The sequence below is a fragment of the Mesorhizobium sp. M0189 genome (assembly GCF_040322135.1).
In the GTDB taxonomy this organism is placed as follows: domain Bacteria; phylum Pseudomonadota; class Alphaproteobacteria; order Rhizobiales; family Rhizobiaceae; genus Mesorhizobium.
Genome location: NZ_JAMYSW010000039.1, coordinates 1 through 19,570 on the forward strand (window position 1 = coordinate 1; position 19,570 = coordinate 19,570).

At 61.5% G+C, this 19,570-nt stretch carries 16 protein-coding genes and 4 pseudogenes; 16 read left to right on the forward strand and 4 right to left on the reverse strand.

All coding sequences use genetic code 11. The features are described 5' to 3' along the window. Positions 1-173: 173 nt before the first annotated feature. Positions 174-2,081, forward strand: coding sequence for a putative bifunctional diguanylate cyclase/phosphodiesterase (locus NKJ09_RS31465; RefSeq protein WP_352764677.1), 1,908 nt, complete (start codon positions 174-176; stop codon positions 2,079-2,081). Positions 2,082-2,176: 95 nt separating this feature from the next. Here NKJ09_RS31465 and NKJ09_RS31470 read toward each other — a convergent pair whose 3' ends face one another. Further along, a complete protein-coding gene (locus NKJ09_RS31470) occupies positions 2,177-2,446 on the reverse strand; it encodes a DNA -binding domain-containing protein (RefSeq protein ID WP_352764679.1) in 270 nt (89 codons plus the stop codon). 128 nt (positions 2,447-2,574) lie between these two features. Here NKJ09_RS31470 and NKJ09_RS31475 point away from each other — a divergent pair, with 128 nt between their 5' ends. Then, positions 2,575-2,808, forward strand: coding sequence for a helix-turn-helix domain-containing protein (locus tag NKJ09_RS31475; protein WP_023679646.1), 234 nt, complete (start codon positions 2,575-2,577; stop codon positions 2,806-2,808). Positions 2,809-2,958: 150 nt separating this feature from the next. After that, complete coding sequence (locus NKJ09_RS31480; protein ID WP_352595078.1) at positions 2,959-3,186, forward strand: hypothetical protein; 228 nt, start codon at positions 2,959-2,961, stop codon at positions 3,184-3,186. A gap of 187 nt (positions 3,187-3,373) precedes the next feature. On the opposite strand, the gene NKJ09_RS31485 is transcribed toward NKJ09_RS31480, so the two are convergent. After that, positions 3,374-3,556 (reverse strand): hypothetical protein, encoded by a 183-nt coding sequence (locus tag NKJ09_RS31485; RefSeq protein ID WP_352764681.1) that lies wholly within the window; start codon positions 3,554-3,556, stop codon positions 3,374-3,376. A 343-nt stretch (positions 3,557-3,899) separates the two neighbouring features. On the opposite strand from NKJ09_RS31485, the gene NKJ09_RS31490 reads away from it, so the two are divergent. The 12 genes and pseudogenes from NKJ09_RS31490 (at position 3,900) to nolL (ending at position 15,280) form a co-directional block, all read left to right on the forward strand. Continuing rightward, the gene (locus tag NKJ09_RS31490) at positions 3,900-4,862 is read left to right on the forward strand and encodes an ArdC family protein (protein WP_352764684.1); all 963 of its coding nucleotides are present in this window, start codon (positions 3,900-3,902) and stop codon (positions 4,860-4,862) included. Beyond that, positions 4,859-5,077 (forward strand): hypothetical protein, encoded by a 219-nt coding sequence (locus NKJ09_RS31495; RefSeq protein WP_352531289.1) that lies wholly within the window; start codon positions 4,859-4,861, stop codon positions 5,075-5,077. The genes NKJ09_RS31490 and NKJ09_RS31495 overlap by 4 nt, the downstream gene beginning before the upstream one ends. Continuing rightward, positions 5,061-5,468 carry a DUF2958 domain-containing protein gene (locus NKJ09_RS31500; protein ID WP_352764686.1) on the forward strand — a complete coding sequence of 136 codons (408 nt, stop codon included), beginning with the start codon at positions 5,061-5,063 and terminating at the stop codon, positions 5,466-5,468. Before NKJ09_RS31495 ends, NKJ09_RS31500 begins: the two co-directional genes overlap by 17 nt. 90 nt (positions 5,469-5,558) lie before the next feature. Beyond that, complete coding sequence (locus NKJ09_RS31505) at positions 5,559-7,280, forward strand: ParB/RepB/Spo0J family partition protein (protein ID WP_352764689.1); 1,722 nt, start codon at positions 5,559-5,561, stop codon at positions 7,278-7,280. Positions 7,281-7,822: 542 nt separating this feature from the next. Then, a complete protein-coding gene (locus NKJ09_RS31510) occupies positions 7,823-8,146 on the forward strand; it encodes a DUF736 domain-containing protein (protein WP_023672372.1) in 324 nt (107 codons plus the stop codon). A 150-nt stretch (positions 8,147-8,296) separates the two neighbouring features. Continuing rightward, positions 8,297-8,566, forward strand: coding sequence for a helix-turn-helix transcriptional regulator (locus NKJ09_RS31515; RefSeq protein WP_352453595.1), 270 nt, complete (start codon positions 8,297-8,299; stop codon positions 8,564-8,566). Further along, a complete protein-coding gene (gene lepB, locus NKJ09_RS31520; RefSeq protein ID WP_352764692.1) occupies positions 8,563-9,111 on the forward strand; it encodes a signal peptidase I in 549 nt (182 codons plus the stop codon). Before NKJ09_RS31515 ends, lepB begins: the two co-directional genes overlap by 4 nt. Next, positions 9,099-9,785 (forward strand): lytic transglycosylase domain-containing protein, encoded by a 687-nt coding sequence (locus NKJ09_RS31525; RefSeq protein ID WP_352764694.1) that lies wholly within the window; start codon positions 9,099-9,101, stop codon positions 9,783-9,785. The genes lepB and NKJ09_RS31525 overlap by 13 nt, the downstream gene beginning before the upstream one ends. Before the next feature lie 193 nt (positions 9,786-9,978). Next, complete coding sequence (rlxS, locus tag NKJ09_RS31530) at positions 9,979-11,949, forward strand: relaxase/mobilization nuclease RlxS (protein WP_352764697.1); 1,971 nt, start codon at positions 9,979-9,981, stop codon at positions 11,947-11,949. Between the two features lie 970 nt (positions 11,950-12,919). Further along, positions 12,920-13,031 (forward strand): annotated as a pseudogene (locus NKJ09_RS31535) (SMC-Scp complex subunit ScpB); the annotation flags it as partial. 197 nt (positions 13,032-13,228) lie between these two features. After that, complete coding sequence (locus NKJ09_RS31540) at positions 13,229-13,597, forward strand: hypothetical protein (RefSeq protein ID WP_352764699.1); 369 nt, start codon at positions 13,229-13,231, stop codon at positions 13,595-13,597. Between the two features lie 609 nt (positions 13,598-14,206). After that, positions 14,207-15,280 (forward strand): annotated as a pseudogene (nolL, locus tag NKJ09_RS31545) (nodulation factor fucose acetyltransferase NolL). Between the two features lie 48 nt (positions 15,281-15,328). Here the strand turns inward: nolL and NKJ09_RS31550 are convergent. Together NKJ09_RS31550 and NKJ09_RS31555 are read right to left on the reverse strand one after the other, a co-directional pair. Then, a pseudogene (locus NKJ09_RS31550) lies at positions 15,329-15,538 on the reverse strand (hypothetical protein); the annotation flags it as partial. A gap of 674 nt (positions 15,539-16,212) precedes the next feature. After that, positions 16,213-17,859, reverse strand: coding sequence for an MFS transporter (locus NKJ09_RS31555; protein WP_352764702.1), 1,647 nt, complete (start codon positions 17,857-17,859; stop codon positions 16,213-16,215). A gap of 476 nt (positions 17,860-18,335) precedes the next feature. On the opposite strand from NKJ09_RS31555, the pseudogene NKJ09_RS31560 reads away from it, so the two are divergent. Further along, a pseudogene (locus tag NKJ09_RS31560) lies at positions 18,336-19,315 on the forward strand (class I tRNA ligase family protein); the annotation flags it as partial. Positions 19,316-19,570 lie beyond the last annotated feature (255 nt).

Consider the following 19,570-nt stretch of genomic DNA (forward strand, 5'->3'; position numbering starts at 1 on the left):
AAGAAACGCGCGCGGACGAGACCTTGATGATCAGCCGGCAATCTTAAGAACAGACGTGCGACCGAAGCATGGTGAGCGCACTGGCTACCCCTGCTGGATAGTTAACCCGTCCTTCAGCGGGCTTGCGTAAGCTTGTCCTCGCGAACAACGATGGGAAGCAAGCTGGTCCGTCCATGGCCCCGAAGAAAGAAGACACGCTGGAGGCCAAAATCCGTCAGGATCAGCTTGCTGACCTGAGGACCGGCCTCTTCGTGTCGATGCCGATAAGCGCTATCCTGTCAGGCCTGATTTTGACGGTGCACGCCCTTTCTGGCAGCGGCTTTGCCGCTGCAATCTGGTTCCTGGTCGTCAATGCGATCAATGCCGCCCGCGTTGCACTCGCGCGTTATCAGCTAAAGGAAACGGGGCGCCATGACAGTTTAGTGGGGGTTTTGCCGCGGCTTCGCTGGTTTGGCATCCTTGCCCTTCTGGCAGGGTTTGCCTGGTCCTTCTTGGCCGTCCTGACTGTTGGATACACGACACCTCAAGCACCGCTGCATCTGGTCATTCTGGCGGGCATTTCAGCTGGTGCGGTTACATACGGCAGTTCGTATGCCGCGGCGGCGACCAACTTCATCACACCTCCGCTCCTCATCACGGTGGGTTGCCTTTTGGCGAAAGGCAATTTTGAAGACTACATTCTGGCTTTTACCGTTCTGCTCTTCATGGGCGGCTTGGTTCGAGCTTCGTGTGTTGGGCAAGCACGGTTCCGCGAAGCGAGCCGCCTGAGGCATGAGGCCGAGCGGCTCGCGGCGGAGATGAAGGCCAGTTCCAGGCAGGACCACCTGACGGCCCTTCTCAACAGGCGTGGCCTCGAAGACGCTATCGGACGGTTCGAGACCGCGGATGGCCCCTTCGTGGCAATGCTGATTGATCTGGACGGGTTCAAATCCGTCAACGATACCTACGGTCACAGGACCGGTGATGAACTGCTTGTCAGGATCGCGCGCCGCATAGAGGAGGAAGCACCGGAAGGCTCAACGCTCGCTCGTATCGGCGGCGATGAATTCGTGCTGTTTTTTCCTTCAACGAGGGTTTCGCTTTCTGCCAGTGATCTCGCCTCCAATATCATAGCCAAAATTGCCCGCCCCTATATCGAGGTCGCGTCCGTCCGTGTCGGGGCATCGATAGGAATATACTTGGCGCAGACGCCGGGCCTGACGGAAATGTTGTTGCGGGCGGATATCGCCCTTTATACGGCCAAGCGTCGTGGCAGGAACGAATTTTGCCTGTTCGATGCCGAACTCGACAGGGAACTGCAACGCCGCCAGTCCGTCGAACGGGACCTTCATGCGGCGATAAAGACGAGAAGCTTGCAACCTTGGTTCCAGCCGATCGTGAAACTCGACACCGAGGCCGTGGTCGGTTTTGAAGCCTTGCTGAGGTGGTCCCATCCGACTCATGGTGCCATCTCTCCACCCGAAATCATCACAGCTGCACGCGAAACCGGAATGCTTCAGCTGCTGACGCAAACCGTATTCGCCGACTGTTGTACTTTTATCGACTGCTTGGTGAAAGCTGACTGTCGTGATCTCCGTGTGGCGATGAATGTTTCGCCGCGCGAACTGGAAGCCGGCGATATCGACGACATGGTTCTGAATGGTCTGGCGGCAAGAGGTCTCCCTGCCACGATGTTCGAGATCGAGATTACCGAAGACTCCCCGGTTGACCCGGACAGAGTGGATGAAAAGCTCGGACGGCTTTCACATGCCGGCATTTCCATCGCGCTCGATGACTTCGGCACCGGCTTTTCTACGTTGGCATCGCTCAAGGACAGTCGGATACGCAAGGTGAAAATAGACCAGGGCTTCATTCGCGGCTTAGCCAAGTCCCGGGAGGACCGACTGCTTGTCAAATCGGTCATCGATCTCGGTAACATGCTCGGCATCGAGGTCATGGCCGAGGGCGTCGAAACAGAGGCGGATCGGCAAACCCTGCACAAGCTTGGCTGCCGAACCGCTCAAGGCTTCCTGTTTTCCAAGGCGGTGCCTCTGAGCCTAGCGCTTGATATGGCAGTCAAACAGCACGCGAACCAGTTGTGACAGGCACCCGCCGCGCCGTCTCTTGCGGCCGTGCGCTCTCGAATCGTGCGTACGAGACTTGCCCGTTTGAAACGCGTGGCAGTCCGCGCTGTGCGTCAGCCGGCGAACAGTTCCCTGTAGCCAGTCGTAACCATCCAGTTCGCACGGTCGATATGGCTGCGAAGAGCCTTGCGGGCGCGGACCGGCTCAATGGACGGGTCGATGCCGAGAATGAGATCGGCCATCTCCTCTTCGCTGGCATTGTCGGCGCAGGCATCCAGGATCCGCAGGTAGATCGTGAAATGCTCCCTGTCGTAGCTCGTGAGGTTCTCCGACCAGGGGACTTCGTCGCACAGAGTTGAGTTTCGAGTCTCGTCTGTTCCCATTGATCGATTCATGCCTGTTGCGAGCCTCGGCTGTTGAGCGCTGGATGCAACGCAGCATATCCCAAAATGGGATAATCCGAAACCGGGATTAGTCGCTGATCCGGTCTTTACCCGACCGGTTCGCCTACATGCCCAAGTCTCTTCGATCGCCCCGCCACCAGCGGTTTCTGGCCCAGTTGGTTTCCCTGCGCAAGGCCAAAGGCCTGACTCAGGCGCAGGTGGCCGAGAAGCTTGATCGTCCCCAATCCTTCGTGGCCAAGTACGAGGGTGGAGAGCGGCGTCTCGACGTCATCGAGTTTCTCGACTTAACTGCGGCGCTTGACGCTGATCCGTGCGAGATTCTGTCCAGCTTGCGGTCCTAGCGGGCGCCCGCGCGCCAACGGCTCGCGCCGGTGCCGTGAGCCGAGCGCGCTTTTCTTCGGCAAGCTGCCATTCCGCTGCGGGTGGTCTTTACCAGGCCATGCCGATATAGGATGATAATCCTAGGAGACGATTCCTCAACGGAGATCGCAATGGCTAGGACCAAACTTTCCAAGCAGCTTTCACAGGCTGAAATCGAGCGCTTTCTGGCGGAGGCGGAACGGCTGCACAAGAGCATCGTCCAGCCGCTTCTATCACCTAGCAGCGACCATTACCGGGCTCTCCAACGCACCCATGAAGCGCTGTTGAAGACGGTGAAGGATATCACGGGTAAGGATGCGCCGTTCATTCAATGGTTCGGAACAGGACCGGTGAATTAGACCCGACTTGGTAGACTCCAGGCGCAAACGTCGCATTCTCTCCTCGGAGGGAAGGGGCGTGGGCAACCATCGCTATCAAAGCAACTCCTGGCTGGCTTTCTTGCCTTCGAATCGACCCTGCCGCTGTCGGCTGCAACATCAAAGCCAATATAAGCCACAAACGGGCGAGCGCGCCCGGTCAGGAATATTACTGGGACACGCGCCTCAACCTGTTGAAAGGCGAGCGCTGGCTTTGTTCGGAGGAAGCCGCGCGCACGGCGGCGATGTCGTCGAGTTTCTCGACGTAACTGCGGCGCTTGACGATGATCCGTGCGAAAAATCTTTCCAGCCTGCCGTCCGGGCGGGCGCCCGCGCGCCTGATGACGCGCACCAGGTGCTCGTGAACCGAGCCCGCTTTTCTTCGGCAAGCTCAGGCGGTCTCGGCCATTCGGCTTCGCCCCTTGGCGTGGGCAGCCCTTCGGGCTGTGACGGCCGCCGCCCTTGCGGGCGGCGCGGTTTGTCTGTTGGCCTTTCCCGGTGGCGCGGGGTGGGCGGCACTCCCTTCTAGGCCCGCCGCGGCAGCCCGCAACCCTTCGCGTGCCGCTCAGGGTCCTCCTCTTCGTTCCGGTCCTTCGGATGCGGTCCGCCTCCACGGCGGGCCTTTCCGGTCGCGACTCGCCGCCCACCCCGCTTCCGGGGGAAGCCGCGGCGATTGGCGAGCGGAGGATGAGACGATGCATGCAAACAGCAAGCGTTCCGCCAGCACAGAGGCTGGCGCAGGCAAGGGCAGGCGCCCCGGCGCCAGCCTTTATCAGGAGATCACCGACCGCATCATTGCCGAGCTGGAGCGCGGCACCGTGCCATGGGTCAAGCCATGGGGCAGCGCAAAGGCAGGCCTTGGCCTGCCGAGGAATGCATCCTCTGGGCGCACCTATTCCGGCATCAATATCCTCATCCTGTGGGGCGCGGTCATCGAGCGCAGCTATCCCAGCCAGAACTGGCTCACCTTCCGGCAGGCGCTCGTCCTTGGCGGCAATGTCAGGAAGGGCGAGCGCGGCACGACCATCGTGCATGCCGACCGCTTTGTCCCCAAGGACGAGAAGGAGCGCGCACGCCACGAGGGCGATGAACCACAGGCAGTGCCTTTTTTGAAGCGCTTCACCGTCTTCAATGTCGCGCAGTGCGATAATCTTCCGGAAGACCTCTATGCCGCCGCCGAGCCGCTGCCTCAGTGCGAGATCGTGCCGCAGGCCGAGACGCTCATTCGCGCCAGCGGTGCGGATTTCAGGATCGGCGGCGATCGCGCTTTCTACATGCCGGGCAGCGACCACATTCAGGTGCCGCCGCAGCCGGCGTTCCATCAGCAGATCGACTATTACCGGACCTGCTTTCACGAGCTTGGCCACTGGACCGGCCACCCGACGCGGCTTGCTCGCGACCTCTCCGGCTCGTTCGGCTCCAAGGCTTACGCGCGTGAAGAATTGGTCGCCGAAATCACTGCCGCCTTCGTCTGCAGCAACCTCGGTATCGAGCCGACCGTGCGTCATGCCGATTACATCGGCTCATGGCTAAAGGTGCTGCGCGAGGACAACCGCGCGATCTTCCGTGCCGCCAGTCTTGCCTCCAAGGCCGCCGATTTCCTGCTTGGCCTTCAGGCCGATGCCGAAGGCGAGGCGCAGGAAGGGATTGCGGCATGACGATGCGCGATCCTCAACTGACCGCGACCGAGCCGACGCCGCAAGGCGAGCAGATGCTCATTCCCGGCGTCCGGCCGATCACCACGCGCGATCGGCTCACCCTCCTGATGGACGCGCCGATGCGTCCGCGCGCGGCGCAAACCCGCTCGATGAAGCCAGCAGAAATCAACTCGACCTGTTCTGACAAGGAGTCTTTCCATGATCCTGATCACTGATCCACTGCGCGCACGACTGCTTACCAATGGCGCCGCCGAGGCCGACATCGACCATTTTCCCGTTGTGAAACTGTTTAATCCCACAGGTGCCGCGACGTGGCTTCTGAGCGAACTTGACGCCGATGGCGACACGCTGTTCGGTCTTTGTGATCTCGGCTTCGGCTTCCCCGAACTCGGCAGCGTCAGTCTGGCCGAGCTTGCATCCGTAAAAGGTCCGCTTGGCCTCGGCATCGAGCGCGACCTGCATTTCCGGGCGCGCTTTCCGCTCTCGGTCTATGCCGAAGCCGCTCGCATTTGCGGCCACATCACCGAGGCCGAGCGACCTCTGCGGCAGGCAGCAGACGCCCTTTCAAAGCCCCATTCCGAGCTTCCGCCCGACACGGCGGAATAGCAGCGCCGATAGGCGCAAAAACCGTCCCGCCGCGCCGGCCTTCGGCCTCTGCGGCGGGGACAACCTTAACCAAAGCGAAGGAGAGTAACCGTGCAGCTTGCCCACATCCCCTTGGATCAGCTCAACATTTCCGCGCTCAACATGCGCCATGGAAAACGCGCGCCCGACATATCCGACATCCTGCCCTCCGTGCGTGCGCGCGGCGTGCTGGTGCCTCTCCTTGTGCGGCCGAACGGCCAGCCGGAAACCTTCGAGATTGTCGCCGGCAGGCGGCGCTATTTCGCCGCGAAATCGCTTGCCGACGAGCGCGGCGAAGGCGATCCCTTGCCCTGCGCCATCATGGAGGATGGCGACGACGCCGATGCGCTGGAAGCCTCGCTGATCGAAAACCTCGCCCGCCTCGATCCTGACGAAGTCTCGCAATGGGAGACGTATTCGCGGCTCGTCAGGCAAGGCCGCACCGTTCCAGACATCGCTGCGACCTTCGGCATCACTGACCTGAAGGTCAAACGCATTCTGGCGCTTGGCGACCTCTTGCCCAAAATCCGCGAAGCCTATCGCCGCGAGGAGATCGACGCCGAGACGGTGCGCCATCTCACCATGGCGTCCAAGGCGCAGCAGAAGGACTGGCTGGCACTCTGTGCCGATCCCGATCAATACGCGCCGCGTGGCTTTCAATTGAAGCAATGGCTGTTCGGCGGCCAGTCGATTTCCACCAAGGTGGCGCTGTTTGCCATCGAGGAGTATCCCGGCCTGATCACCTCGGACCTGTTCGGCGAGGACAGCTATTTCGCCGATGCCGACCTGTTCTGGCAAAAGCAGAACGAAGCGATTGCCACCAGACGCGACACATATCTCAACGACGGCTGGAGCGAGGTGGTGCTGCTGGAACCGGGCCAATATTTCCACGCATGGGACCACGAGAAGACCCCGAAGAAGAAGGGCGGCAAGGTCGTCATCACTGTCTCGCATCGCGGCGAGGTCGAGTGTCACGAGGGCTGGCTGTCACGCAAGGAAGCGCGCCGCGCCCGCGAGGGCGGTGAGCAAGAAGAAACAGCCGCCAAGCCGCCGCGCCCCGAACTCACCGGCCCGATGCAGAACTATGTCGATCTGCATCGCCATGCTGGCGTGCGCGCGGCCATGCTCGACCATCCCCCCGTGGCGCTGCGCCTCGTGGTGGCGCACGCCATCACCGGTTCCGGCCTGTGGCAGGTGCGCCGTGAGCCACAGCGCGCAGTCAACGAGACGGTGACTGCCAGCCTTGCCGGCTGCAAGGCTGAAGCTGCATTCGGCAAAAAGCGGCGCGAAGTGTTGGCCCTGCTCGGATCACCGGATGAGGATGGCGTGGTCGCCGGCGGCAATGGCGACGCCTTTGCTATCGCCGGCGTGTTCGCGCGCCTCTTGGCGCTGTGCGACGACGATGTCATGCGCGTTCTCACCCTTGTCATGGCCGAGACGCTTGCAGCCGGCAGCACCGTCATCGAGGCGCTCGGCAACCATCTGAACGTCGATATGGGCACATGGTGGCAACCGGACGATGCCTTCTTCGACCTCTTGCGCGACAAGGAAATCGCCAATTCGATGCTGGCCGAGATCGGCGGCAAGTTGGTCGCGGATGGCAATGTCGCCGAGAAGGTCAAGACGCAAAAGAAGATCATCCGCGACTTCCTGGCGGGCGAGAATGGCCGCCAGAAGGTCGAGACCTGGCTGCCGCGCTGGATGAAATTCCCCGCCGAAAGCTACACCAGCCGCGGCGGCTTCCGCACCGCCGATCAGTGGGCACAAGTGCAGCCGCTGTTCGTCCGCAAATAGTCGATCAGGGCCCGAGCGGCGGTTCTCTCGAGTACCGCTGCTCAGGTCGCGCGCGCCGCTCCGGGCCGCGCCGGCTGTCGATTGGTCGTCTTGTCGAGCCAGTGCCGCGCGCGAGAAATCCCGACGCCAATTCGCCCCCGTTTCGGCAGCCCTGCACCGCGCCGGGTTGCTTGCCGAGGCGCTCCGCGCATGGGCCAATCGTCCGATCCGGTGGCGACAGAGCCCCCGCAGCCGGTGCCCTGCATCGCCGCGTGTTAGTTGTGCCGCCGATCGCGCCACCTGTCTCCATGTGTCTCAGGGACCATTCCCCTGCGGCTGGCTTGACGACCTATGGGCGGATCCGGCCCGCCCGAAACCCTCGCCAGCAGCTTTTTTCCCCGCCGCCTGCGGCGGCTTCCTCGCGCCGCTTCGCTTCAAAAAAGCTGCCCGCTCGGGTCCTTCGCCATCGCTGCGGCCGTCCCGGTTCCGCGGTCCGGACGCGCCCATCACGGTCCGCCATCGCAGGGGAATGGTCCCCGGCGAGCACCACAAGGAGACTAAAAATGACCGCGATCGGATACGTCACCAAACAGGAAAACGGCGGCTACAAGGGCCAGCTCAAGACGCTCAGCGTCCGCGCCGACATCGACATCGTGCCCAATCAGGCAAAGAGCGCCGACACCCATCCCGACTTCCGGGTGCTGACGCAAGGGGTCGAAGTAGGGGCCGGCTGGATCCGCACCGGCGAGACCTCCGGCAAGGACTATGTGAGCCTGTCGATTGCCGCCCCGGAGTTCGGCCCGCGCAAGCTCTACGCCAATCTCGGCCGCGCCGCCGGCCAGGATGATGACGACACATACGCCATCATCTGGAACCCGGTCGACTGAACCGCCTGCCTCGAGCCTCGCGCCGCAACCGGCGCGGGGCTCTTTCGGGAGGGGGCGGCGAAAACTCGCCCCCCACTCTTCGCCCGTCCCCAAAACGATCTCGCTCGCCGATCCTCGCCTTCGCTTGTCCGTAACGAAACGAGGACCATCATGGACGACGAAAACGAACGCGCGGCCCGCGCGAAGAAGGGCAGTCCGTTTCTCAACACCGCGCAGGCCGCCTTCTATATCGGGCTATCCCAGCGCACGCTGGAGAAGATGCGGCTCAAGGGCGGTGGCCCGCAATTTCGCAAGCACGGCCGCTATGTCCGCTATCACATCGACGAGCTCGACGACTGGTCGAAGGGACGCGCGCAGGAGACCAGGCCCGAGGATGGCGGGCACAATTCCGGCTCGGCCGGTGAGGGAGGCCGCTCATGAGCCGGCGTCCCACTATCCGTCTGATCGGCAGCCATCTGCGGCGCATTCGGGCGCGCAAGACGATCGCCGTGGCCACAATAGGCCTCGGCCTGATCGGCTTCGCCGCTTTCGACAACCCATCGCCCTGGCTGGTCTGGAACGCCTCGGCCAGTGCGCCGGTCGGCCTCTATCGCGTCGCATCCGGATCGCCGGCTCGTGGCGATCTGGTGCTCGTCCGCCCGCCAAAACCGGTCGCCGATCTCGCCGCCGAACGCTTCTATCTGCCCAGCAATGTGCCGCTGGTCAAGCGCCTTGCCGCAATGCCTGGCGAGCATGTCTGCGCCTTCGGCGACGCCATCATCATCGGCGGCGAGATCGTCGCGCGCCGGCTGGCAACCGACACGCAGCACCGTCCGCTGCCTTGGTGGAATGGCTGCCGCAAGCTCGCCGCCGACGAGTTTTTCCTGCTCGGCAACGATAGAAATCGCTCCTTCGACAGCCGCTATTTCGGGCCGGTGCCGGCCGAAAATATTGTCGGGGGGCTGGTGCCGCTATGGACCGAGTAACCCTCCTGATGCTGGGCATGGTCGCCATAGCGCCATGCGCCTGTTCCGCCGCGACCGACGCTCAGCCGGCCGCCATCTCCCCTGGTCCGCAGCTGGCAAGATGGCAGCCCTTCGTAGCCGAAGCAAGCCGGCGTTTCAGCATTCCACAGCCCTGGATTTATGCCGTCATGGATGCCGAAAGCCGAGGGCAGACAATGCTGGACGGACGGCCGATCGCCTCACACGCCGGCGCCGTTGGCCTCATGCAGGTGATGCCCGGCACCTACGAGGAGATGCGCGCAGAGCTTGGCCTGGGGGCCGCTCCGCACGATCCTCGCGACAATATTCTGGCAGGCACAGCCTATCTGCGCGCCATGTATGACCGCTTCGGCTTTCCCGGCCTGTTTGCCGCCTATAACGCTGGGCCGGAGCGCTACGAACAGCATTTGCAGCGTGGGCGACCGCTGCCCAGCGAGACGGTTTCGTATCTGGAAGAGCTCAAGGCGGCGGGGATTTCGGCCGCCGACATGGACGCGTTCACCGGCAAATCCCGTTCCGGAAAAGCGCCGGAAATCCCGTCCGGGCAGTCGCTGTTTTTCCTGCGAAACGGTGTTTCCGCGACCGATCCGAATGGCCAAATCGTGGTGCCGCTCGGATCGGAGCGAGCAAGGTCAGGCCGGCCGGATCGCAGGTGAGGGCAGGGGTACCGTGGGTCGGGCGGGGCAGGGAGGCATGGAGGCAGGTCCGCGGAAGGCAAGATAAAGGCATCGCCTCCTGGAGGCGGCGAAGTCTTTGTCTGCACATCGTTTTTCACGGAGGCTGCCTTCAGCGTCAGGAGAGCTGCTGCCGGCAAGTCTCTGATTTTGCCTAAGATTACTAGGAGGCTCAATGCAGGATGAAGAGTTCAAGCCGAGCCTGGGCAAAATCGGATCGCGCGGCTCGAAGGCAGGCAAGCGTTTCGCCGGCCAGATCCGCGCCGCGATCAACCGAGCCGGCGGCGGCAGCGGTCGCCGTGGCCGCTTCATCGGAAGCCGGGCGGGGCGCGGCGGGGCTGCTGCCGCCGTTCTCAGAGCGCGCGACCCCCACGCGACGTTTCGGCAGCGGCGCGCCGTCGTCAAGGCGCGTATCGTCAAGCTGGCCGGCAAGGGTGTTGACGGGGCACGTGCACACCTTCGCTACCTCCAGCGCGACGGCGTCACCCGCGAAGGCGAGCCTGGCGAGCTCTATAGCGCCGACAGCGACCGCGTTGATGGCAAGGCCTTCATCGATCGTGCCGATGGCGACCGGCATCAGTTCCGCTTCATCGTCGCACCTGAAGACGGCATCGAGTATGACGACCTCAAGCCGCTCACGCGGCGCCTCATGGCGCAGATGGAAGAAGACCTCGGCACAAAGCTCGACTGGGTCGCTGTCGATCATTTCAACACTGGTCATCCGCATACCCATATTATCGTCCGCGGCAAGGACGACCGCGGCGAAAATCTTGTCATTGCGCGAGACTACATCTCGTCTGGAATCCGTGAACGGGCGGCCGAGCTGGTCAGTCTCGACCTTGGCCCGAGAACGGACCGCGAGATCGAGCAACGCCTGCGCCAGGAAATGGAGCGGGAACGCTTCACCAGCATCGATCGGCAGCTGCTCCGCATGCGCGACCATAAGGGGCATGTCTCACCGGCCAGCCGAGACACGTTTCGCCAGACGCTGCACCAGGGCCGCCTGCGCAAGCTCGAGCGGATGGGTCTGGCTGAGGAAGTCGGCTCGGGCCGCTGGCGCCTTGATGGCGAGCTTGAAGCGACGCTGCGCCGCATCGGCGAGCGGGGCGACATCATCAAGACCATGCACCGCGAACTGACCGGCAAGGGGCTCGCCCGCAGTGCCGCCGACTATGTTGTCCATGATCGATCTGCAGAGCAGATGCAGCCTGTCGTCGGCCGCATCGTTGCGCGCGGCCTGGCCGACGAAATCACTGACCGCCATTACCTCGTCGTCGACGGCGTGGACGGCAAAAGCCACTATGTTGATATCGGCAAAGGCGAGGCCACCCAACCAACGCCAGAGGGCTGCATAGTGCGGGTCACGCCGAGAGACACCGGGCCAAGGCAAGTCGACCGCACAATTGCCGAGATCGCCACGGCCCATGACGGGCGCTACAGCATCGATATCCATCTCAAGCATGACCCGTCGGCCACCGAACGCTTTGCCGAAACGCACGTGCGGCGACTGGAGGCGATCCGCCGGGCGACCGGTCGTGTCGAGCGCGAGCCGGACGGTACATGGACTATCGCGCCGGACCATCTCGACCGCGTCGCGGGCTACGAGCGTCAGCGGGCCGGGGCCGAGCCTGTCACGGTTGACAAGCTCTCATCGACGCCGCTGGAACAACAAGTCAGCTTCGACGGCGCCACCTGGCTCGATCGAGAGCTGGTTTCCGACATACCGGAGGCCTTGCACAGCTCTGGTTTCGGCCGCGATGTCCGAGAGGCGCAAGGCCGCCGGCGGCAGTGGCTGATTGCGCAAGGTCTTGCTCGGGAAGAGCAGGACCGGATCGTCTATCGCGCCAACATGCTTTCGATGCTGCGCCAACGCGAGTTGAACCGCGTGGCCGGTCAACTGTCTGACGAACTCGGACTCTCGTATTCCGAAGCGCAGCCTGGTGATCGAATAGAGGGTCGATTGCGCCGCTCGATCGACCTTGCCAGCGGCAAGTACGTCATAGTCGAGAAGGCGCGCGAGTTCACGCTGGTACCATGGAGGCCAGTGCTTGATCGGTCTATTGGCAAGGAGGTGTCTGGTGTCATGGGTGCGGAGGGGATTTCATGGACCATCGGCCGACAGAGAAGCGGACCAAGCATTTCGTGACATGGCTACACAACTTCTTTTGCCCGCGTTGAAACAGGTACTCAGTCCGGACGGAGTTCGCCTGCTAACTGCCCGCGGCATTGATCTCGCGAGGGATAAATGGCTGGTCGTGCAAGACTTATCGTTCGCTCTACAAAAAGCGCCGCGATGATTCATCGTGTTCCATGATTCTGAGCCAAAACCCTCCTGCGCCACCACGGCACTCTTCCCGGTGCCACGGAGCCGCGCCGACGACGGCGGTGCCGGCCTGGTTGCGCAGGGCTGCCCCGACCCAAACAGTTGCGGCGCATTGAGGACATTGCAATCACTGCCGGTGCGGCCATCGGCGCGCTCGATGAGATGGTCCGCCAGCTAGAGAGGTGGGCTGGCGCCTTGTGACAGCGCCTAGGGCTTTCGGCGGCCGCAGTACGGCGAAGCAGGCTCGCGGCGTCGAGGATGAGGCCGCACTTCGCGATGTTCTTCTGCTCACACGACCGGGAGACGAGGTCGGCCCTGCGGGCTGGATGCTGTTGGCCGGGCGTGAACTGGCAGCCCATCCCGCTGAGGATCTTCTAACGGGAGAAACCTCGCTGCGGTGGGGAAGATTTCGGTCGTCGCCCGCGACGACGAGGTGGTCAGCGACCTGGCCGGACGAGCTTCGGCAGCTTCCGCTGCGGCACGGCCGCCGAATGAGATCGCTTCGAACGCACCGTCGGATGCTGGCTCGCCGACGCTTTACTGGCGCAGCGCCTGGGAGGGGCCATGCGGTGCCGCTACTGGGCACGGAGGCAGCTTTGGGCATGAGACCCGATCAATCGCGGCGGGCCCGACGGTCATTGCGGCATCTGGAGTCGAGGCCGGGTCAGACCGGGCGAAAAACCTGCTCGTCGCGCAGGGAGCCCCGCGTTGCGCGCCGTCGATCTTTCCGCCCAACTCGGCGCCGCGCGGACCGGGGCTTGCCATTGCCCCGAAACTGAGGCCAAGGCGACGGACCCGCCCTGCGTATACCGACGCCATCCGCGCCGCCGTCGGCGGAAACGAGCGAGCCGTGGACCTCACACAATCTGAGGTGCTGGTGACGATGCATCGCCTACTTCCATCCGCACTCCTACCCACGAGCTCACCCGTGCGCCCGCGGTGCTGCGAACCCGCCGACGAATATTTGGCAGAAGCCGGAGTGGGCGTTCAGCCGCGACGATTTTTTTGGCCTTGACCGGGCCGGGCGGCGCGACCCGAGCGTCGGGACAAAAAGCCGGGAAGGGGAGGGCACCAGCCCGGTTGAAGCCAAGGGCATGATGATGTGAGGACGATCTGCTGGCAAGAATTTGCGGAGATCGATGCTGTCCTGGCGCGCTCGTCGAAGATTCTGAGCGGCGCCGACGTGGCTGCTCGAAGGGAGAACACTTCACTGCGTAACCGGCCGGACCTGATTACGATCTCGATTGGAATAAAGAAGACGACGGGCCGAATGGCAGGATTGATCGCCAAGATGCGCGATCTGCCGGCTGTCCTGCGCGCGTGCGGGAGTCGCCACCATGAGCTTTACGACAAAATTGCCGGCACAGGCCGATTTCAAGAAGGTGTTGCTCGAATGCTATCAGGAGGCGATCGCACGCCCCGCAAGATCGGCCAGTGCGGATGCTTGGCCAAGCTGCTCGGCGCGTCGTGAGATGTTGCCCGTCGGATGGGTGATGCTTTAGATCAGACGGATCTCCACCCAGTCGCCGCGCAGGTCGAACCCAGCGATTTTGTGGCACGCGCTCGAAAGGTGCTGCACCGCGGGAATTGCCGCCTCATCCATGCACTGCATGAATCGCGAAAAGGACGGTGACCCCCGAAGCAAAGTCCTATCCGTGGGCGGTCACGTGCGCCTGATGCGCATGTATCCATCGTGCGCATGCGTTCCATAAACACAATCGATTTTACCGACCAAAGAGAATAGCGGATACGGTCCGTTTCTTGAGGAAGGCTTATGGACCGACCGGCGCCGCTTGACCATTCGAAACCAATCGAAGTTGGCCGGCGCGAGCCCTGAGTTCCGGTTGATCTACATTCCAGGCGGCGGCACTGCCGCTATTGAGGCGATGAGGACGAAGTTCGATGGAAATATTGCGGCCTTCTAGCCCAGAACAGGCCTGTTCCGCTTGTGTCGTGCTGCGGCCCTCCATCCGCTCCGATTGGGGTGCGACAATCCAGAATGGGATCCGAAGATGCCGTGCGTGAACCACTCTAGAACCAAAGTGGAAGCAGTAACGGCAGGATATCGGCTGGAGGTCTGATGCTTAATCACAAAACAGTCGGTTCGAAGGGGCGCGACTCGCGCCCATAAAGGGTAAAGGCCCGAGACCTAAGCTTCGATTTCGCCAAAGGCGTACTCATTATCTTGGTGATAGTTGGGCATCTATTGCAATATGTTGTCTATCGAGGCACTGACGCCTTTTGGCTGTCGCCATATTTTAAGTCAATCTACATGTTTCACATGCCTCTCTTTATGGCGATAAGTGGATATCTTTCTTCGGGAGCGATTCTGCGCAAATCGTTCCGTCAAGGCGTCAGTGATCGAGCAATGCAACTAGTATTGCCCATGCTTTTTTGGTGTGCGTTGATTTGGATATCGAAGGCCGCCGTAATGTCTTCGGCGAACAGTTTAACCAGTGGAATGTTGGATTTTTTTAGGGAGTTCATTGGCACATACTGGTTCATCTGGGCAGCTTTCGCGTCCTTCGTCCTTATTAAGTTGCTCACGACTTTCAATGGCTCATCGGTGTGGATCATAGGCGCATCTGCAATTGCGATCGCATTCGCGCCCGTCCCGTGGTCAATAACCCCGTTGGTACGATACACATACCCATTCTTTTGTTTGGGGTTCTTGTTTGCGCAGCCGATCGGATGGCAGGCAGCTAGCATCAGGCGCTACAAGGCTATTTTTGTGATGTTACTTTCTATGGCTGCGTTCATGTGCTTTCTTGTTTGGGGAAAGGAGACGTACGTCTACAACAATCTCGTTTTCATCTACGATGCACAGTCGGCCAAACAAGTGTTGCTGATGTTCGCTGGCTCGGTAGCAACTTCTGCAGTGGCGATGCAGCTTATATTCCTATGCTGGAGAGTTGGCTATTCAACTCGCGTAGCTCGCTTTGTCGCGGTGGAGCTTGGTCAGAGCACACTGCTGCTTTACCTGCTTCAGGGTGCCGTGTTTCGCTTCATGGATCTAATACCGTTCGGAGAGCTTTGGGATCTCACGAGCAGAATCGAGTTCGCCACTTTGCTTGGTGCGGCGATTGTTGTCACAACGATGACAATTCGCAGGATTGTGCGCCACCTTGGATATGTGTCGCGGAGCTATGCTTAATTTATGATGTGACTGCCGACAGTTGGCATTGAAGTCATTGGCGAGTCATGCCGGCGTGGCATTCCCCTCACGGATCACTTGATCCGCCGCCCGAAGTAAGGCGTGCCTGTAGGCCGGGATCGGTCCCGAATGCCCGTAGGACGGCAATTCGCTCGGGAGCCCGATCAGATTTGAAGCTCCGCGACCGTCTGGCGCCGAGCGCAGCCAATAGAAGCGCTTCTGACCGATCGTCGCGTTCATCTCCAGAAGCCCGCCTAGCAGGTTGTGACCACTGCTGTGGCAATGCAGCAGTCCTGGATGGCTACATCAAATAAGTCCAGGATGCCCCGGGTGCGCTTCCACCGCACCACCGGGACCTTCGCTGCAGCTAAACGCAGAAAATCCAGGCGCGCGCTGAAGCATCGCGAAAAATTCATGGATTTTTATGTCAGCTGATAAAATGACCCGATCCAAATTTCAGTCGATCAATCAGCGCCCTTCGTCGGGGCTGTCGGTCCGCATCGCGCCTGACGGCGACGCTATGCTGGTGCTCCCATGGCCGCCCTGTTGAACCGCTTTCCAGCACCGAACTGAATTGGTCCCGCTGGCGGACATTTCGATGCTTCCGCCTTGTAGGCCTTCTTTGTTGCGGCGCATCTGCGGCACGGCTGCGCCGACGTAACGTGCTTGGCGGCACGTTTTGTGAGGGAGGGGAAAGAGGCGCGCGGCCCTCTCCCAGCAAGCCGCCGCTGGCGGATTCCTCCGTCTGCCCGCTTCGCGGCAGAGGCGGTGGGGCTGGACATGGGCCCGTGGTGGACATACGTGCCACACAAATCCTCATGTTCGCCTAACCGGCCGCAACCTAAGGCGATCCGGGTAGACCCGACGAAAGAAGGAGTAGGTCTCGGCCATTCCCGTGTCCGAACCCGAACCCAGAAAAGTTACTGGTTTCCTTACGGGCGCGATACAAAGGGCACAGGCTGGACTTGGCTGCCGGGGGCGGGGCTTGTCGACCGCTCGATCGAAAGTGAGAGACGAGGAGGAGAATCACCGACCTGCAGAGCGGCAGGGCGCTCGCCTACCTCCCTGTCAGTCACCGTTAGCCGATGGTTTAGACGAAGATAGTCCGTCCATGTCGGCGTGCGGAATGTCTCGGTCCAAAGAGTCGAGTTCTGAAGATCGCGCTGGAGGGTCCAGTCCCGCGCACCGGCACGGCTCTGAACGCGCCGCCTGTCGCGCATGCAGCTCAGAAATTCCTCGATATTCTCCTCGGGTATAGAGTACTCCACCTTGATCACGATCGGGCCGCTCCTGGGCTTCAAATCGAGGGCCAGTTCTGGTGGCCTGAAGTCGAAGGCCCCTTGATCCGATTCCTCCCATAGCCGTACCGGCAATAGCTTTCCCACAGCTGCAACAAGCAACAGCGCCGCTGCAGCACCTTCCAAAGCCCACGTCAGGGAATAGTACTGCGCGACAGCACCCCAGATCCAGCTGCCCGCCGCCATGCCGCCGTAGGTCAGGGCGTAATAGATCGACAGGGTGCGACCAACGACCCACCTTGGGCTTGCCAACTGCACACACACGTCGGTTCCGGTCCAGGTGACAACCCAGCCTGCGCCAGCGATTGCAAGCGCGATCGCTGCTACAGCCACCGATGATGTGAGAGCCAGTAAAAGGCAACACGTTGCGCAAGCAACGGACGCGAGAGTGATCAATCGATTTTGGGACGTGATGCGTCGCAAGTAGCTATTGCCAATGCCCGCGATGAAGGCGCCAGTGCCGAAGCCGGCCAACAGGACGCCGTAAACAATTGGCCCCCCGGCCAGTTGGTCGCGAACCAGGAGGGGGAGCAGAGCAAGGATCGAGATGCTTGACAGCCCGAACAGGGTTGCACGCACGATCGCCACTCTGATCTCCGAGGAGATTGCCGTGAAGCGCATGCCATCATGAATGGCCGTCATCATCCGCTCGCGCGGAAGAGGCGAAGAGCGAACTTGCCACTTGGAGCGCAGTACAGCGCTCAACGGGACCAGGTCGGTCAGCGCAGCGAAGGCGAAAGCCGTAAGGGGGCCTAGCAAAGCCAAAATTACACCGCCCAGCGCCGGTCCTATGCTCCGAACCACGTTGTACCCCACCGACATCAGCGTCACTGCAGCGGGTATGTCGCGCTTTTCCAGGATGTCGCCGACCGAGGCGTGCCAGGCTGGATCATTCAAGGCAAAGCCGCATCCCGCCAAGAAACTCAGTCCCAAGATCAGCCATGGACTGACAAAGCCCAGTCCAACAGAGAGAGCCAGCGCCGTGGATGCCAATGCGATCAGGCAATGTCCGGCAAGCATCACGCCGCGGCGGCTGAAGCTGTCTGCAATCGCTCCAGCAAGGATCGACAAGAAGAAGGCGGGCAGTGTCGATGCAGCCTGCACGAGCGCAACCATCAGATCGGAGGCTGAAATCGTTGCCATAAGCCAGCTTATAGCCACGCTCTGCACCAGCCAGCCAAGGCTGGATATCTGCGTGGCTGTCCAGATCGAACGAAAGACCGGATTCTGAAGAGGAATCAGTGTGTTTGCCGCAAAGGGCGGGGAATCTTGACGCCGCATGACTTCTCACCTCCACCACGTAGTTCTTTCGCTCACTCACTTGCTGATAGCGGTGCGCTTACGCACAGCTGCGTCACAACCAAGTTCCGATATCGCGCTCGCAACAAAGTAGATGTCGCATCCACGGTGCTGATGCGCGATGAGTGTGCCAGTTGGGCGTCAGCTGGTCTGGGTCGCGCAGCCCGATGGGGTGCGGTCTGCCCTGCGACTCTTGGCCTTGTACGGTGCTACCGCCCCGATGGCCGGGTTGTCAAACTGCCACGGTGCTAGCAGCGCCCATCCCATCCTGACAGGCATGAGCATACGACGCAGCGGATCGCTGGTATCGGAGGCGGGTGCAAGATCAAGGGTGGCATCGTCTTGACAAGTACGAGCTGGTGGACGCCTTTGCCCGACCTATCACATCGGCGATTTATGGGGCCGCCGTTCAACTCGTTGGTCTATGCACAAAAAAACATAATACGCTTGAAAAGACGTTTCGTGCCGGCGCAGGCGCCGAGGAAGGGGCTGAAGCCTTCACCATCGTCATCCCGCCGCCGAATGTCACCGGCTCGCTGCATATGGGTCATGCGCTCAACAACACGCTGCAGGACATTCTGGTGCGCTTTGAGCGCATGCGCGGCAAGAACGTGCTGTGGCAGCCGGGGATGGACCATGCCGGCATCGCCACGCAGATGGTGGTCGAGCGCCAGCTGATGCAAAAGCAGATCCACCGCCGCGACCTGACGCGCGATGAGTTCATCGACAAGGTGTGGGAATGGAAGGCCGAGTCCGGCGGCGCCATCCTCAACCAGCTGAAGCGGCTCGGGGCCTCGGCCGACTGGAGCCGGGAGCGCTTCACCATGGACGAGGGCCTGTCCAAGGCCGTGCTCGAAGTGTTCGTGACGCTCTACAAGGAAGGGCTGATCTACAAGGACAAGCGCCTTGTGAACTGGGACCCGAAGCTGTTGACCGCCATCTCGGATCTCGAGGTTGAACAGCAGGAAGTCAACGGCAACCTCTGGCACTTCCGCTATCCGGTCGAAGGCATGACCTTCGATCCGGAAAATCCGAAGACCTTCATTACCGTTGCGACGACCCGCCCGGAGACGATGCTGGCGATACGGCTGTCGCCGTCCACCCCGACGACGAGCGTTTCCGGCATCTCGTCGGCAAGAACCTCATCCTGCCGATCGTCGGCCGCAGGATCCCGGTGGTGGCGGACGAGTATTCTGATCCGGAGAAAGGCAGCGGCGCGGTCAAGATCACGCCGGCGCACGACTTCAACGACTTTGAGGTCGGCAGGCGCCATAAGTTGCCGGCGGTCAACATCCTCACCGTCAATGCGGCGGTGAGCCTCAAGGACAATGAGGACTTTCTGGCCGGGCTGGAGGTGACGCCGGAGCGCCAGGCGGTCTGGGACGAGCTCGACGGTCTCGACTGTTTAGTCGCGCACAAGAAGATCGCCGAGCTGATACCGGCGGTTTCCTCGAAAAGGTCGAGCCGCAGCGCCAGGCCTGAAGCGGCGGTTGCGGCGATCCTGAACAAGGTGCGGTCTCTTCGCGCCAACGCATCCGACACCAGATTTTCGATCGAAATCTAAGCATCGTCGAAGATGCTTTGCCTGATCTAGTACTACAGTTGCGGATGTCGATGCCGTTTGTAGTGACAGATGGTGGCCGCGGCCTGATGTCGTCGTCGCCATAGCGACCAGGCGATGATGAAGGGCTTT

Bases quoted from the DNA above. Each gene is read 5' to 3' on its own strand.
- NKJ09_RS31490 (WP_352764684.1), top strand. From the start codon at position 3,900: ATGCATGCAAACAGCAAGCGTTCCGCCAGCACAGAGGCTGGCGCAGGC.
- NKJ09_RS31500 (WP_352764686.1), top strand. From the start codon at position 5,061: ATGATCCTGATCACTGATCCACTGCGCGCACGACTGCTTACCAATGGC.
- NKJ09_RS31470 (WP_352764679.1), bottom strand. From the start codon at position 2,446: ATGGGAACAGACGAGACTCGAAACTCAACTCTGTGCGACGAAGTCCCC.
- NKJ09_RS31555 (WP_352764702.1), bottom strand. From the start codon at position 17,859: ATGCGGCGTCAAGATTCCCCGCCCTTTGCGGCAAACACACTGATTCCT.
- NKJ09_RS31525 (WP_352764694.1), top strand. From the start codon at position 9,099: ATGGACCGAGTAACCCTCCTGATGCTGGGCATGGTCGCCATAGCGCCA.
- NKJ09_RS31465 (WP_352764677.1), top strand. From the start codon at position 174: ATGGCCCCGAAGAAAGAAGACACGCTGGAGGCCAAAATCCGTCAGGAT.
- NKJ09_RS31475 (WP_023679646.1), top strand. From the start codon at position 2,575: ATGCCCAAGTCTCTTCGATCGCCCCGCCACCAGCGGTTTCTGGCCCAG.
- lepB (WP_352764692.1), top strand. From the start codon at position 8,563: ATGAGCCGGCGTCCCACTATCCGTCTGATCGGCAGCCATCTGCGGCGC.
- NKJ09_RS31480 (WP_352595078.1), top strand. From the start codon at position 2,959: ATGGCTAGGACCAAACTTTCCAAGCAGCTTTCACAGGCTGAAATCGAG.
- NKJ09_RS31495 (WP_352531289.1), top strand. From the start codon at position 4,859: ATGACGATGCGCGATCCTCAACTGACCGCGACCGAGCCGACGCCGCAA.
- NKJ09_RS31515 (WP_352453595.1), top strand. From the start codon at position 8,297: ATGGACGACGAAAACGAACGCGCGGCCCGCGCGAAGAAGGGCAGTCCG.
- NKJ09_RS31510 (WP_023672372.1), top strand. From the start codon at position 7,823: ATGACCGCGATCGGATACGTCACCAAACAGGAAAACGGCGGCTACAAG.
- rlxS (WP_352764697.1), top strand. From the start codon at position 9,979: ATGCAGGATGAAGAGTTCAAGCCGAGCCTGGGCAAAATCGGATCGCGC.